General features: G+C 66.3%; 19 protein-coding genes and 1 pseudogene. 19 read left to right on the forward strand and 1 reads right to left on the reverse strand.

All coding sequences use genetic code 11. The features are described from left to right. Positions 1-234 precede the first annotated feature (234 nt). The 19 genes from rplE (at position 235) to truA (ending at position 13367) form a co-directional block, all read left to right on the forward strand. Positions 235-804: a 50S ribosomal protein L5 gene (rplE, locus tag MJ785_RS02020; protein WP_239310556.1), complete on the forward strand. Its 570-nt coding sequence runs from the start codon at positions 235-237 to the stop codon at positions 802-804. A 70-nt stretch (positions 805-874) separates the two neighbouring features. Then, positions 875-1060: a type Z 30S ribosomal protein S14 gene (locus MJ785_RS02025; protein ID WP_239310557.1), complete on the forward strand. Its 186-nt coding sequence runs from the start codon at positions 875-877 to the stop codon at positions 1058-1060. A gap of 210 nt (positions 1061-1270) precedes the next feature. Beyond that, positions 1271-1678 (forward strand): 30S ribosomal protein S8, encoded by a 408-nt coding sequence (gene rpsH / locus MJ785_RS02030; protein ID WP_239310558.1) that lies wholly within the window; start codon positions 1271-1273, stop codon positions 1676-1678. A gap of 12 nt (positions 1679-1690) precedes the next feature. Next, positions 1691-2227, forward strand: coding sequence for a 50S ribosomal protein L6 (gene rplF / locus MJ785_RS02035; protein WP_239374907.1), 537 nt, complete (start codon positions 1691-1693; stop codon positions 2225-2227). Positions 2228-2238: 11 nt separating this feature from the next. Further along, positions 2239-2607, forward strand: a complete 369-nt coding sequence (rplR, locus tag MJ785_RS02040) for a 50S ribosomal protein L18 (RefSeq protein ID WP_239310560.1) — start codon at positions 2239-2241, stop codon at positions 2605-2607. A gap of 115 nt (positions 2608-2722) precedes the next feature. Further along, positions 2723-3331 carry a 30S ribosomal protein S5 gene (rpsE, locus tag MJ785_RS02045; protein WP_239310561.1) on the forward strand — a complete coding sequence of 203 codons (609 nt, stop codon included), beginning with the start codon at positions 2723-2725 and terminating at the stop codon, positions 3329-3331. Then, positions 3331-3516: a 50S ribosomal protein L30 gene (rpmD, locus tag MJ785_RS02050; RefSeq protein WP_239310565.1), complete on the forward strand. Its 186-nt coding sequence runs from the start codon at positions 3331-3333 to the stop codon at positions 3514-3516. Before rpsE ends, rpmD begins: the two co-directional genes overlap by 1 nt. Then, a complete protein-coding gene (gene rplO / locus MJ785_RS02055; protein WP_239310562.1) occupies positions 3513-4007 on the forward strand; it encodes a 50S ribosomal protein L15 in 495 nt (164 codons plus the stop codon). Before rpmD ends, rplO begins: the two co-directional genes overlap by 4 nt. A gap of 514 nt (positions 4008-4521) precedes the next feature. Continuing rightward, positions 4522-5814: a preprotein translocase subunit SecY gene (gene secY / locus MJ785_RS02060; RefSeq protein ID WP_239310563.1), complete on the forward strand. Its 1293-nt coding sequence runs from the start codon at positions 4522-4524 to the stop codon at positions 5812-5814. After that, positions 5814-6467, forward strand: a complete 654-nt coding sequence (locus MJ785_RS02065) for an adenylate kinase (protein ID WP_239347992.1) — start codon at positions 5814-5816, stop codon at positions 6465-6467. Before secY ends, MJ785_RS02065 begins: the two co-directional genes overlap by 1 nt. Before the next feature lie 452 nt (positions 6468-6919). Beyond that, entirely contained in the window at positions 6920-7753 is an 834-nt protein-coding gene (gene map / locus MJ785_RS02070; RefSeq protein ID WP_239347991.1) for a type I methionyl aminopeptidase, read from the forward strand. A 155-nt stretch (positions 7754-7908) separates the two neighbouring features. Continuing rightward, entirely contained in the window at positions 7909-8130 is a 222-nt protein-coding gene (infA, locus tag MJ785_RS02075) for a translation initiation factor IF-1 (RefSeq protein ID WP_006541558.1), read from the forward strand. A gap of 113 nt (positions 8131-8243) precedes the next feature. Then, positions 8244-8357, forward strand: a complete 114-nt coding sequence (gene rpmJ, locus MJ785_RS02080; protein WP_003956441.1) for a 50S ribosomal protein L36 — start codon at positions 8244-8246, stop codon at positions 8355-8357. A 192-nt stretch (positions 8358-8549) separates the two neighbouring features. Next, entirely contained in the window at positions 8550-8930 is a 381-nt protein-coding gene (gene rpsM, locus MJ785_RS02085) for a 30S ribosomal protein S13 (protein WP_131748469.1), read from the forward strand. A gap of 87 nt (positions 8931-9017) precedes the next feature. Continuing rightward, complete coding sequence (rpsK, locus tag MJ785_RS02090; protein ID WP_013875088.1) at positions 9018-9422, forward strand: 30S ribosomal protein S11; 405 nt, start codon at positions 9018-9020, stop codon at positions 9420-9422. Between the two features lie 78 nt (positions 9423-9500). Then, complete coding sequence (gene rpsD, locus MJ785_RS02095) at positions 9501-10127, forward strand: 30S ribosomal protein S4 (RefSeq protein WP_239311800.1); 627 nt, start codon at positions 9501-9503, stop codon at positions 10125-10127. A gap of 288 nt (positions 10128-10415) precedes the next feature. Beyond that, the gene (locus MJ785_RS02100) at positions 10416-11465 is read left to right on the forward strand and encodes a DNA-directed RNA polymerase subunit alpha (protein WP_239311802.1); all 1050 of its coding nucleotides are present in this window, start codon (positions 10416-10418) and stop codon (positions 11463-11465) included. Between the two features lie 189 nt (positions 11466-11654). Then, positions 11655-12296, forward strand: a complete 642-nt coding sequence (gene rplQ / locus MJ785_RS02105; protein ID WP_239379960.1) for a 50S ribosomal protein L17 — start codon at positions 11655-11657, stop codon at positions 12294-12296. A 213-nt stretch (positions 12297-12509) separates the two neighbouring features. Next, the gene (gene truA / locus MJ785_RS02110; protein WP_239374943.1) at positions 12510-13367 is read left to right on the forward strand and encodes a tRNA pseudouridine(38-40) synthase TruA; all 858 of its coding nucleotides are present in this window, start codon (positions 12510-12512) and stop codon (positions 13365-13367) included. A 22-nt stretch (positions 13368-13389) separates the two neighbouring features. Here truA and MJ785_RS02115 read toward each other — a convergent pair. Then, positions 13390-14314: pseudogene (locus MJ785_RS02115) on the reverse strand (hypothetical protein); the annotation flags it as partial.

Consider the following 14314-nt stretch of genomic DNA (forward strand, 5'->3'; position numbering starts at 1 on the left):
CCTCCCGCGGCCTGGGGCGTGTCTGATGGATCTTCGATCGCGCGGATCAATGCCCAGAAAGCGTCCCGCTGTGTTGTCGTCGGTCCGGATAGGACACCGCTATCCGGGCCTCCTCCGCCTCGCGGGCCACTTTCTTGATCATCGCCCACATCGACCAACATCCATCAGACACGCCCTGGCCGGATCGCCGTGTGGATCGCCGTCCGTTGGGCAGAGGCTGCAAGGAAACGAGAGATGACTACTAGCATCGAATCCCGTCCGCTGCCACGGCTCAAGCTGCGGTATCGCGAGGAGATCGCGTCAGGCTTGCGCGAACAGTTCCACTACGCGAACGTGATGCAGATCCCGACCGTGGTCAAGGTCGTGGTCAACATGGGCGTTGGCGACGCGGCCCGGGACGCGAAACTCATCGATGGCGCGCTGCGGGACCTCACGGCGATCACCGGCCAGAAGCCCGCCGTTCGCCGGGCGAAGAAGTCCATCGCGCAGTTCAAGCTGCGGGAGGGCATGCCTATCGGCGCTAAGGTGACCCTGCGTGGCGATCGGATGTGGGAGTTTCTGGACCGCCTTGTCTCGGTCGCGCTCCCGCGTATCCGTGACTTCCGCGGGCTGTCCCCGAAACAGTTCGATGGCTCGGGTAACTACACCTTCGGCGTGATCGAACAGTCGATCTTTCATGAGATCGATATAGACCGTATCGACCGGGTCCGGGGAATGGACATCACGGTCGTCACGACCGCCACGACCGATGACGAGGGCCGTGCGCTGTTGCGCGCGCTGGGCTTCCCCTTCCGGGAGAACTGACGGCCACCGGCGGTGTGACTGTACTCCGTGGGCACACCACCGGCGGCCAGAGAGAAGGCATGGCAGGCAGATGGCGAAGAAGGCACTGATTGAAAAGGCGATCCGCAAGCCGAAGTTCGGTGTGCGGGGCTACACCCGTTGCCAGCGCTGCGGCCGGCCGCGGTCGGTCTACCGGGCGTTCGGCCTGTGCCGGGTGTGCCTGCGGCAGATGGCGCACCGCGGCGAGCTTCCCGGGATCACCAAGAGCTCGTGGTAGTGAAAGATTTTCGCATTGTGGTCGGCGGCGGCGCGTGTGTTGCTCTTTTCGCGCCATCGGCGGCCAGCCGTTGGTAGCACGACCTACCGGTAGCGGGACGGGGCGCAGGACGTCCACGCCCGCCAGCGGCCGGCGCACACTACCCACCCGTTCGCGGCAGGCCCCGGCTCGACAGCTGCGGGGAACCGTCGCGAGGAAGGCTTCAGCCCCATGACGATGACAGATCCGATTGCGGACATGCTGACCCGTGTCCGTAATGCCAACCGTGCATACCACGATCAGGTGGTGATGCCGAACAGCAAGATCAAAACGCATATTGCGGAGATCCTCCAGCAGGAGGGTTACATCGCCGGATGGCACGTCGAGGAGCCGCCGGACGGCGACGTCGGCGCGTCCCTCGTCGTGGAGCTGAAGTACGGCCCGAACCGGGAGCGCTCCATCGCCGGGGTGAAGCGCATCAGCAAGCCGGGCCTGCGGGTCTACGCAAAGGCGACCAACCTGCCCAAGGTGCTCGGCGGTCTTGGTGTGGCGATCATTTCCACGTCATCGGGCCTGCTGACCGACAAACAGGCCAACAAGCGCAGGGTAGGCGGGGAAGTCCTCGCCTACGTCTGGTAAGGGGGCCGCACGATGTCACGCATCGGACGCCTGCCGATCTCGGTGCCCAGCGGCGTGGATGTCTCCCTGGACGGCCCAGAGATCGTCATCAAGGGCCCCAAGGGGACTCTCAGCCATTCCGTGGTGGAACCGATCACCGTCAGTGCGCAGGATGGTCAGCTGCTCGTCATTCGTCCGGACGACGAACGCCGTTCCCGGGCGCTGCACGGCCTGACCCGGTCGCTGGTGGCGAACATGGTCACCGGAGTCACCGCCGGATACTCGAAGACACTTGAGATCGTTGGTGTCGGTTACCGCGTTCAGGCCAAGGGCTCGGACCTGGAGTTCGCGCTCGGCTTCAGTCACCCGGTCGCGGTGAAGGCGCCGGAGGGCATCCGGTTCGAGGTGCAGACACCGACGCGCTTTGTCGTCCACGGGATCGACAAGCAGCAGGTCGGCGAGGTGGCAGCCAAGATCCGCCGGCTCCGCAAGCCAGATCCGTACAAGGGCAAGGGTGTGCGGTATCAGGGCGAGGTCGTCCGCCGCAAGGTCGGCAAGTCCGGGAAGTAGGGGAACGGATCATGGCTGTCAGTGTCAGCGCCCAGCGGCGTTCGGCGAAGCTTCGCCGGCACGTGCGGATTCGCAAGAAGATCACGGGTACATCCGCCCGCCCGCGCCTCGTGGTCACCCGCTCGGCTCGTCACATCTACGCCCAGGTCATCGACGACATCGCCGGCCACACGCTCGTTTCGGCATCCACGCTGGACGCGTCGCTGCGCACCGCGGAGGGTGACAAGACCGCACAGGCGAAGGCCGTCGGGCAGCTTGTCGCCGAACGCGCCCGGCAAGCGGGAATAGGCGCGGTGGTGTTCGATCGTGGTGGTCGGACCTACCATGGCCGGATAGCGGCGCTCGCGGACGCCGCCAGGGAAGGCGGGCTCGAGTTCTGATGCCTTGCCGTAGGACGTGCGGAAGATCAACAGTGCCGCTGGGATTTCGGCCGCTGGCGGCGCGCGAACATTGTGATCGCGTCGCCTTTGGCCCTCTAAACAGGGAGATTTACTGATGCCAGGCCAGCAGCGCCGCGGAGGCGGCTCCGGCGGCTCTGACCGTCGGGAACGCCGCGACCGCCAGGGCGGCGGTCCGGCGCAGGACAAGAACGCCTACATCGAGCGAGTGGTCGCCATCAACCGGGTGGCGAAGGTCGTCAAGGGCGGTCGGCGGTTCAGCTTTACGGCCCTCGTCGTTGTCGGTGACGCGGACGGCACCGTCGGTGTGGGTTACGGCAAGGCCAAAGAGGTGCCGGCCGCCATCGCCAAGGGTGTGGAAGAGGCCAAGAAGCACTTCTTCAAGGTGCCGCGGATCGGCTCGACGATCCCGCACCCGATTCAGGGCGAGGCCGCGGCCGGAGTCGTGCTGCTCAAGCCGGCATCACCGGGTACCGGTGTCATCGCGGGTGGACCAGTGCGCGCGGTGCTGGAGTGCGCGGGTGTTCACGATGTCCTGTCGAAGTCGCTGGGCTCGTCGAATCCCATCAACATCGTGCACGCCACCGTCTCGGCGCTGCGGGGCCTCATGCGTCCCGAGGAGATCGCGGCACGCCGCGGCCTGCCGATCGAGGATGTCGCGCCGCCCGCGATGCTGCGGGCGCGGGCGGCCGGGGTCGGTGTGTGATGGCTCGTCTGAAGATCACCCAGATTCGCTCCGAAATCGGTGGGACGCGCAATCAGCGGGAGACCCTGCGGACTCTTGGGCTTCGCCGGATCAGAGCCACCACCGTTCGTGATGACCGCCCGGAAATACGTGGGATGATTGCGACTGTGACCCATCTCGTCAAGGTCGAGGAGGTGCATGAATGAGCAGCCTGACCAAGGCCTCCGAGCCGGGGACGGCTGACGCTGCCCGCGGTCGTGGTCTCAAGGTCCACCACCTCAGGCCCGCGGCGGGTGCGCACAAGGCCAAGACCCGTGTCGGCCGGGGCGAGGGCTCCAAGGGCAAGACCGCCGGTCGCGGTACGAAGGGCTCGAAGGCGCGCAAGCAGGTTCCGGCCCGTTTCGAGGGCGGCCAGATGCCGTTGCACATGCGCGTGCCCAAGCTCAAGGGGTTCAAGAACCGCTTCCGCAAGGAGTACCAGGTTGTGAATGTCGCCACTCTCGCCGAGCTGTTCCCAGCCGGTGGTGAGATCGGTGTGAACGATCTGGTGGGCGCCGGTGCGGTACGCCGTAACGCGCTCGTGAAGGTCCTGGGCGATGGGGAGATCGCAGTGGCGCTGAACGTGAGCGCTCACGCCTTCTCGACCACGGCCCGGGAGAAGATTCTTGCTGTCGGCGGCAGCGTCGTCGAGCTCTGAGGCACCGCTGCCGCCGGTTCAGGCGGCTGCCGGGCACCCGGGCGGCGCGGGGCTGTTTTCCCATCCGGCGCTGTGTTTCGCGCCGGATGCCCGGCATCCAGCGGCGTTCACCCGGGATGGCCGGGATGATGATTTGGCCGTCATGTCCCGTGCCGCCGGAGACGGTTCTGCCGGGCGCTCTTCATCGTGCCGCCCGGCGTGACCGCCAGAATGATCCTTTCTGTATCGGTTGCGTCCGCGCGGAGGCTTTGCAAGGATAGATCAGCTCTGTTCCGAATACGCCAAAAAGTCATGAGCCATGTCTCCATGCCCCTGATCCCGGAGGCGGCCGACCGCTATGCCGACTCTGGGCCTGGCCGTGACCCAGGCGCGCTCGGCGTTGTCGCCGGTCCATGTCGGGACGAGTGGACCGTCTCTACTGTTACAGTCGGCACACCGCGCACCGCCGGTCCTATGTTCGGCCAGGACAGTCGTCCACCGAGTGGGTTTGCCGTGACGATCAGCAGGAGGAGTCGTGCTCACCGCCTTCACACGGGCCTTCCGCACGCCCGACCTGCGTAAGAAGCTGCTCTTTACGTTCGGGATCATCGTTCTGTTCCGGATGGGTAGCGTGCTGCCATCGCCGGGGATCTCAACCGGCGCGATCAACCAGTGCCTGTCCTCCGCGAGCGCCGACAGCCGGAACGTCTACTCGTTGATCAACCTTTTCAGCGGTGGCGCTCTTCTTCAGCTCTCCATCTTCGCCCTGGGGATCATGCCGTACATCACGGCGAGCATCATCATCCAGTTGCTGGTCGTGGTCATTCCGCGCCTCGAGCAGCTGAAGAAGGAAGGCGCCTCCGGCGAGCAGAAGCTCACGCAGTACACCCGTTATCTGACCATCTCCCTGGGGGTTCTGCAGGCGACGGGTATCGTCGCGCTCGCCCGCAGTGGCAACCTCTTCCCCGGTTGTTCCGCGCCGATCATCCCCGACACCAGCCTCTTCCGTATCGCGGTCATCGTTATCACCATGACCGCGGGAACCGCTGTGATCATGTGGCTCGGCGAGTTGATCACTGCTCGTGGTGTTGGTAACGGCATGTCACTGTTGATTTTCACCTCGATCGCGGCCGCGCTGCCGTCTCAGGGGACCCGGATCCTCCAGGTCGCCGGCGGCGTCGTCTTCACCCTCATCTGTCTGCTGGGTCTGGCGATCGTGGTGTTCGTGGTGTTCGTGGAGCAGTCGCAGCGGCGGATCCCGGTGCAGTATGCCAAGCGGCTGATCGGCCGCCGGATGTACGGCGGCACCTCGACCTACCTGCCGATCAAGGTGAACCAGGCGGGGGTTATTCCCGTGATCTTCGCCTCATCCCTGCTCCAGCTTCCACAGCTGCTCGGGCAGGTCTGGAGTAACAAGACCTTCCAGGACTTTGAGCAGCGCTACCTGGCGCGTGGTGACCACCCGCTGTATCTGATTATCTATGCCGGACTGATCATTTTCTTCACCTACTTCTATGTGGCCATCACTTTCAACCCGACCGAGGTGGCGGACAACATGAAGAAGTACGGCGGTTTCATCCCTGGGATCAGGCCCGGCCGTCCGACCGCTGAGTATCTCGACCGGGTGCTGTCGCGGATCACTCTCCCGGGCTCGCTCTTCCTTGGCGTCATCACGGTCCTGCCACTTGCGCTGCTCAATCTCACCAAACAGCAGCCGTTTCCCTTCGCCGGCACTTCGGTACTGATCATTGTGGGGGTGGGGCTGGAAACCGTGAAACAGATCGAGAGCCAGCTCATGCTCCGCAACTACGAAGGTTTTCTGCGGTAGTGCGCCTCGTACTGGTCGGACCACCGGGCGCTGGTAAGGGCACCCAGGCCGCGTTCATCGCCCAGGCACGGTTGATCCCCAAGATCTCGACGGGAGACATCTTCCGGGCGAACGTCCGGGAGGGCACCGAACTCGGGGTGCTCGCGAAGCAGTTCATGGATGCGGGCGACCTTGTGCCCGATGAGATCACTATCGGGATGGTCCGTAACAGGCTGGCTGAGGAGGACGCGGCCAAGGGTTTCCTCCTCGACGGCTTCCCACGTAACGTCCCCCAGGCTGAGGTCCTGGGGCAGCTGCTCGAGGGCATGGGAACGCGCTTGGACGTCGTTCTGGAACTCGTCGTCGACGACGATGAGGTGGTGCGGCGCCTGTCTGGGCGGCGGACCTGCCGTAACTGCGGGCACATCTGGCACGTGGACTTCGATCCTCCTGCGGTGGAGGGCGTCTGCGATCGGTGCGGCGGTGAGCTGTTCCAGCGTGACGACGACCGCTCTGAGACGGTGCGCCACCGGTTGGAGGTGTATGCCGAGCAGACTTCGCCCCTGGTCGCCTACTACGCCGCGAAAGGCCTGCTGATCGGTCTTGACGCCACCGGGCCGGTGGACAACGTCACTGATCGTGCCCTTGACGCCCTGCGTCACTATGCAAGTTAGAGCGCCCGGCAATAGGGGCGTGGATCAAGGAGCGGGGCTGGGGTGCGTAGATCGCGAGGCGGCGGAGGGAGCCACCCTGGTGTTGGGTGGCGACCGACGACAACACGGCGAGGTGCGTGCCCCAGCCCCGCGACGCCGCGTCCCTATTGCCGGTCGCTCTTAGCGCGCCCCTGTTGTCAGGTGATCGTAGGGTGCGGCGTCACGGTGGCTTGTAGGCGGCGCGGCGCCGTCTCGGCGGGCAGACTTGGGCGGGCGGCCACACAGTAGGGGCCGTGGGTGTGGCTCCTCGTGGCGAAAGCGGGCACGACCAGGAATTTTTCCGCCACCGGAGCCCATGAGAGACGCAGGGTGACAGGGTTACCAGAGACACCGGCCGAAGGATGCGCGATCATGGTTTTTTCGCGTTTCTGGGGGCTTCAGGCGGACTAGGGATACGGACCGGGGCGACGAGCGTGGCGCGACGAGAGCATGTCCAGATCAAGACCGAAGGCGAGATCGCGAAGATGCGGGTGGCGGGCCTTGTCGTCGCGCGCACCCTGGAGAAGCTGCGTGCGGCCGTCAAACCGGGTATCAGTACCGCTGATCTTGATGTCATCGCCGAGGGCGCGATTCGGGCTGAGGGCGCCATTCCCTCCTTCAAGGGATACCAGGGTTTTCCGGCGACGATCTGCACATCCGTCAACAACGAGGTCGTGCATGCCATCCCACGACGCAAGCGGGTACTGCGTGAGGGAGATCTCATCTCCATCGACTGCGGCGCGATCGTGAACGGCTGGCATGGTGACGCCGCGATCACGGTACCGGTCGGCGCGGTCTCGCGCGACATCCTGGACATGACCGAAGCCTGTGAGCAGGCGCTGTGGCGGGGTCTGGCGGCGGCGCAGCTCGGGGGCAAGCTCACGGATATCTCGGCGGCGGTGGAGCGTTATGTCCGGCCGCTCGGATACGGCATCGTGGACCACTACGGCGGGCATGGGATCGGAACCGAGATGCACCAGCCACCACACATCCTCAACTACGGGCGGCCTGGTCGCGGCATCCGACTGGTTGAAGGGGTCGCGCTGGCGATCGAGCCAATGATCACGATTGGCCGACCGGATACCGCGGTACTCGACGACGACTGGACGGTGGTCACCGCCGACGGCCTGTTTGCGGCCCACACGGAACACACGGTCGCGGTCACTGCGCGGGGTCCCTGGGTGCTGACGGCTCTGGACGGCGGCGCCGCGAAGTTCGCCGAGCTCGGTGTTGCCTGCGGTCAGCCGGCCCAGACCTCTGTTGCCTGATCTCCGTCTTGGATGGCCGCTGATCCGGCTCCGTGGCCGCGTGATGGAGCCAGGTTGGCTCTTGACGGATGGGCAACGTACACTTAGAGGCCGGCGGTTAGTGGGCGTTCGCCTGTGTCCACCGTCGGACACCCGAGGGTAGGACAGCGGAGGACATGCCGAAGAAGGACGGGGCCATCGAGATCGAAGGCCGAGTTGTGGAGCCGCTCCCGAACGCGATGTTTCGGGTCGAGCTCCAGAACGGCCATCGCGTTCTCGCCCACATCAGTGGCAAGATGCGTCAGCACTACATCCGGATCCTTCCGGAGGACCGGGTGGTCGTCGAGCTTTCCCCGTACGACCTGTCCCGGGGCCGGATCGTCTACCGCTACAAGTAAACTCGCCTGGCCGATGGCGATGCGGTCGCTGTTCAGACTGCTCGCCGGAGGCCGAGGGCTCCCAGTCATCCGCACGCGCGCCCCAGCGGCTGCGCAAGGAGGTTCGTGCAGCCGTGAAGGTCAAGCCGAGCGTCAAGAAGATCTGCGACAAGTGCAAAGTGATCCGTCGTCATGGCCGAGTAATGGTCATCTGTGACAATCTGCGCCACAAGCAGCGGCAGGGCTGACGCCTTGGCCCGCTGGCCGGGGAGTGATCTTTCCCGGCTGTGGAGGCGCTGGACGGGTTCGCCAAAGCGTCACCGTGCCGCCTATCAAGCGGCGCTCACCCCCGGTCGGAGGCCGGGGCCCGGCTCGACGGACAGCGTGCCGTCACGGGATGGGGGCGCTCAAGACCTCCGTACAGGAAGGAAATACCTGGTATGGCACGCCTTTCAGGCGTAGACCTCCCGCGGGAGAAGCGGATCGAGGTCGCTCTCACCTACATCTTCGGGATCGGCCGGAGCCGATCGCTGGAGACTCTCGCCGCCACCGGGGTCAATCCGGACACGCGCGTCCGTGACCTTGCTGACGAGGAGGTCGTCAGGCTGCGGGAGTGGATCGACGCGAATTACCGGGTCGAGGGTGACCTGCACCGGGAGGTGCGTCAGGACATCCGCCGGAAGATGGAAATCGGTTGCTACCAGGGCCTGCGGCACCGGCGGAACCTTCCCGTCCACGGGCAGCGGACCCACACCAACGCGCGTACCCGTAAGGGTCCACGCCGCGCCATCGCCGGCAAGAAGAAGGCCGGTAAGAAGTAGTCAGTGACGTCCGGTCGGTGTGACCGCTGTTGGGCACCGCTACCGGGCACTGACCGACGACCTCGCAAACGGAGACCACGAGCACATATGCCGCCAAAGACGCGTGCCGCCGGGATCAAGAAGGTCCGGCGCAAGGAGAAGAAGAACGTCGCGCACGGCCACGCCCACATCAAGAGCACTTTCAACAACACGATCGTGTCGATCACGGACCCCAGCGGAAATGTGATCTCCTGGGCAAGCGCCGGGCACGTCGGTTTCAAGGGCTCCCGTAAGTCGACTCCGTTCGCCGCGCAGATGGCGGCGGAGAACGCCGCCCGCAAGGCGCAGGAACACGGGATGCGCAAGGTGGACGTTTTTGTCAAGGGTCCGGGTTCGGGCCGGGAGACGGCGATCCGCTCCCTGCAGGCGGCCGGTCTCGAGGTCGGCGCCATCCAGGATGTGACCCCCACGCCTCACAACGGTTGCCGGCCGCCCAAGCGACGTAGGGTCTGACGGCACATCACGGCCTCTGGTCGCGCGAAGAAAACCATGGTCGCGCCGTCCCCGGTCGCAAAGGAGAGAAGGACAAGCATGGCCCGCTACACCGGCGCGGACTGCAAGCGGTGCCGCCGTGAGAAGACGAAGCTGTTCCTGAAGGGCAGCAAGTGCGAGTCGCCCAAGTGCCCGATCGAGATCCGGCCGTATCCTCCGGGTGAGCACGGCCGCGGTCGCACCAAGGACTCCGAGTACCTGCTGCAGAAGCGTGAGAAGCAGAAGTGCGCGCGCATCTACGGGGTGCTCGAGAAGCAGTTCCGTGGCTACTACGACGAGGCGAACCGCCGTACCGGCAAGACCGGCGACGAGCTGCTGAAGATTCTTGAGTCGAGGCTTGACAACGTCGTCTACCGGGCTGGCTTCGCACCGTCCCGGGACGCCGCCCGCCAGGCTGTGCGGCACGGTCACATCGTGGTGAACGGTGGCAAGGTCGACATCCCGAGTTACCGGGTCAGCGAGAACGACATCGTCGAGATCGCGCCCAAGGCACGTGAACTGACCCCCTTCATCATCGCCCGGGAGACGGCCGGCCAGCGCACCGTCCCTGCCTGGCTGGAGGTCATCCCGAGCCAGCTCCGGGTGCTGGTTCACTCGTTGCCGGCTCGCCAGGTGATCGACACTCAGGTCCAGGAGCAGCTGATCGTTGAGCTGTACTCCAAGTAGCCTGAAGTTCCGAGTAGCGTAGACTTCGGCTTTCCTGAAGCCCTCTCGGAGCTGTGGCCAGGGCTCCCGCCGCGCGTCCAAGCGCCGCGGGAGCCCTGGCCGTACGGGTGACGGGGTGGCTCGGGGATGTCGGACCGGCTGCGGTCGTGCTGCTTTCAGCGCGGTCTGTGCCAGAACCGAAGCAGGTACCACCTGGGTGGGGCGGACGGAGGCCCCGCCCACGGGCTCCGTCTGGAGCCGAAGCCGCGGCGTCATATGGCGGTCGCCGCGTTGGGAAGGATGTCAACGATGCTCATTGCACAGCGTCCGACGCTGGCCGAGGAGCCGATCTCCGAGTTCCGCTCCCGGTTTGTCATCGAACCGCTTGAGCCGGGGTTCGGCTACACCCTCGGCAACTCGCTTCGCCGTACTTTGCTGTCCTCTATCCCTGGTGCGGCGGTGACCAGCATCCGTATCGATGGGGTGCTGCACGAATTCTCCACGGTTCCAGGCGTGAAAGAGGACGTCACCGACCTGATCCTGAACCTCAAGGAACTGGTCGTCAGCTCCGAGAACGACGACCCGACCGTGATGTACCTGCGCAAGCAAGGCCCAGGGGTGGTCACGGCGGCGGACATCGCGCCGCCGACCGGTGTCGAGGTGCACAGCTTGGACCTGCAGCTGGCGACTCTCAACGAAAAGGGCAAGCTCGAGATCGAGCTGACCGTCGAGCGAGGGCGTGGCTATGTCAGCGCCACCCAGAACAAGCAGGCGGGCCAGGAGATCGGCCGGATCCCGGTCGACTCGATCTACTCTCCGGTCCTCAAGGTCACCTACAAGGTCGAGGCGACCCGTGTCGAGCAGCGGACCGACTTCGACCGACTGATCGTGGATGTCGAGACCAAGCAGTCGATCTCCCCGCGGGACGCGATGGCCAGCGCGGGCAAGACGCTGGTCGGTCTGTTCGGTCTCGCGCAGGAGCTGAACGCCGAGGCGGAGGGTGTTGACATCGGCCCGTCCGCCGCGGACGCGGCCTTGGCCGCGGACCTGGCACTGCCGATCGAGGAGATGGATCTGACGGTCCGTTCCTACAACTGCCTCAAGCGTGAGGGCATCCACACGATCGGCGAACTGGTCTCCCGCAGTGAGGCGGACCTGCTCGACATCCGCAACTTCGGCCAGAAGTCGATCGACGAAGTCAAGACGAAGCTCGCCGGAATGGGGCTGCAGCTGAAGGACTCCCCACCCGGATTCGACCCGCGGCAGGCCGTGGACACCTACGGTACCGACACCTATCACACGTCGTTCAGCGACGCGGCTGACGACGGCGCGGAGTTTGTCGAGACCGAGCAGTACTAGACATTTATTGATCTTCGCTTTGTTCGATCGCTGAAACCAGGTACCCGGCTCGGCGCGAAGCGGCGGGCCGGGGCGTGGCAGGCGTCCTGAGTGGCGGCCCACCGCGGATCTCGGGGGTCGGATGATCGCGGCGAGGCGCGGTTGTATCTTGTTGGAGCGCGGTCGCCGAAAGGAACGAGGAGCACTGTCATGCCCACGCCTACCAAGGGCCCCCGGCTCGGTGGCAGTCCCGCACACGAGCGGCTGTTGCTGGCCAACCTCGCCACCGCGCTGTTCGAGCACGGCGGCATCACCACGACCGAGACCAAGGCCAAGCGCCTCCGCCCGTATGCCGAGCGGCTGGTGACCTTTGCCAAGCGCGGCGATCTGGACTCGCGCCGCCGCGTGCTGCGAGTGGTTCGCGACAAGTCCGTCGTGCACGTACTGTTCACCGAGATCGGCCCACGCTATGCCAACCGTGACGGCGGTTACACCCGCATCGTGAAGTTGGGGCCCCGCAAGGGTGACAACGCACCGCTGGCGCGTATCGAGCTCGTCGAGGCCATGACCGTCGCTCAGGAGGCGGTGAGCGAGGCCGAGCGGGCCCGCGGCAGCCGCTTCATCCCCCGGCGGCGACCGACCGGCGCGACCGCGGAGGCCGCCGCGGATCTCGCGAAGGAGTCGCCGACCGCGGCCGCGGTGGCCGCTGAGGCTGCTGAGGCCGCCGTCGAGCGGGTGGAGGCCATCGCGAGCGATGACGACACGGCTGTCAACGACACGGCTGTCAACGACACGGCTGTCGATGGCGGGGCGGCCGTCGATGACGAGCCCGGCACGCCCAGGACCGAGTAGCGACTCTCGGGACCGCCGGGTGCGCGATAAAGGTCGTATCGTGTGCCCGGCCGTCCGCTGTGTCCGCAGGACGCCCGTTTTGCGCGAGCCCACCATCCATTAGAGGATGGTGGGCTTCGTGTTTCGCATCACAGCATGATCCTGGTGATTCCCGATGTCCTCCCCACCACTTCGCATCCGGCGGGACGATGTGATCCAATATGTGATCCGGAAATGTCCGGCCGGAATCGTCGGGGCGCCGTGAAAGCCGCCGACGGCCTGCAGCGCCTGCGCCTCGACTTGGCCTACGACGGGACGCTGTTCGCGGGCTGGGCGCGTCAGCCCGGACGGCGGACTGTGCAGGGTGACGTGGAGGATGCCCTGATGCGGGTGACGCGGTTGCCCGCGGTCCGGCTCACGGTTGCCGGGCGTACCGACGCGGGTGTCCACGCGCGCGGCCAGGTGGCCCACGTTGACATCCCGGATGATGTCCCGCTTGGCGGGCTCGCTCGCAGACTCAACGGCGTACTGGACCGATCAGTGCGGATCACAGGTCTGGCACCGGCGTCGCGGGGGTTCGACGCCCGCTTCTCAGCGTTGTCACGACGCTACGCCTATCGGATCGGGGACGCGCCGTACGGCGTCGACCCGCTGCGCCGGCACGACACGTTGGCCTGGCCGCGTCCGCTGGACGCCGAGCGGATGCGGCACGCCGCCATCCCGCTGCTGGGCGAGCACGACTTCGGCGCGTTCTGCCGGCGGCGGGAGGGCGCGACCACAGTGCGGACGCTGCTGCGTCTGGACGTGGCGCGGGTCCACGACGGCGTGGTGACGGCGGACGTGGAGGCGGACGCCTTCTGTCACTCGATGGTCAGGGCACTGGTGGGGGCGCTGCTCGCGGTGGGGGAGGGACGCCGTCCCCGGGAGTGGGTCGCGCGGGTTCTCGTGCGGGGTGTCCGCGACTCGGCGGTGACCGTGGTCGCGCCGCACGGCCTCACCCTCGTCGAGGTGCGCTACCCTCCCGATACCGATCTCGCCGCACGCGCGGCGGTGACCCGTGCCGTGCGGGTTCCCACCACGTCGTCAGGCTGACCGCCCGGTCACCGGTCGCTAGTCACCGTGGTCCGTGACCGGTGAGAGTGCGTCGAGAGATCGGCTCGCTGGCGAGTACCGCAAGATCCCGGCGGGCGGCACCCAGCGCCGGGTCGCTGCTGGCTCCCTGACTGCCGTCGGTGTAGGCGAGCTGAAGAACGATCAGATAATGGCCGCTGACTGGCGCGGTCCGCCAGGAATTGTCGCCCGTCGGGTTCGTGACCAGCGCGCCTGGCAGCGCCTCCGGCGGCACGGCCAGGGCTGTTATGCCGCCCCTCCCAGCGATGATCATGTTTGCCGCGTTCTGGGCGGTGCTCGTCTCATCCACAGCGAGGACGGACACCGCCCCCAGCACCCGGCGCCCGGATGCATCCGGTCCGCCCAGGTACACCGCGTGGACGAGCTGGCGGCAGCGGTCGCCGGACAACGCGGTGGTGAGCTCGCCGGTGAGCCCCGGGCACCCGGACTCCAGCCGGTAGGCGAGGCGCTGGTACGAGTGAAGATCGAAAGTGCTGCTCTCGGTGTTGAAGAACTCGTTGGCTGTGATCGGATCGGCATCCGTCCGCCCACTGTCGATGACAGCGGGGCCGACCGCTTCCGGGCTCGGCGCCGCCACCCGCGCGGCGTGTTGGCTGTTGTCGCGGCTGTCATGTTGTGCCACAACGGTGACCGAGGCGATCACCAACGCCGCTACGGCGCTCGCCATCGTGATCAGTCTGACGAGGTAGCCCCGGGTCACGGGGGGGACGGCGGGGGGAACAGCGGGAGGAACGGCGGCCGGCTCGTGGCGCGCGTGATCCGGTGCGGCCGGCGCTATGCCGTCAGTCGCCGTCACCGATTCGGCCGGCGGCGATGATTCGGCCGGCGCCGCTTCAGCACGGTCATCGGGAGGCGACGCGACCGCGCTCGCCACGGGAATCGGTTCCGCGTCGCCCGCGTCCGCGTCG

It is taken from the genome of Protofrankia sp. CiT1 (assembly GCF_917627335.1).
Lineage (GTDB): Bacteria > Actinomycetota > Actinomycetes > Frankiales > Frankiaceae > Protofrankia.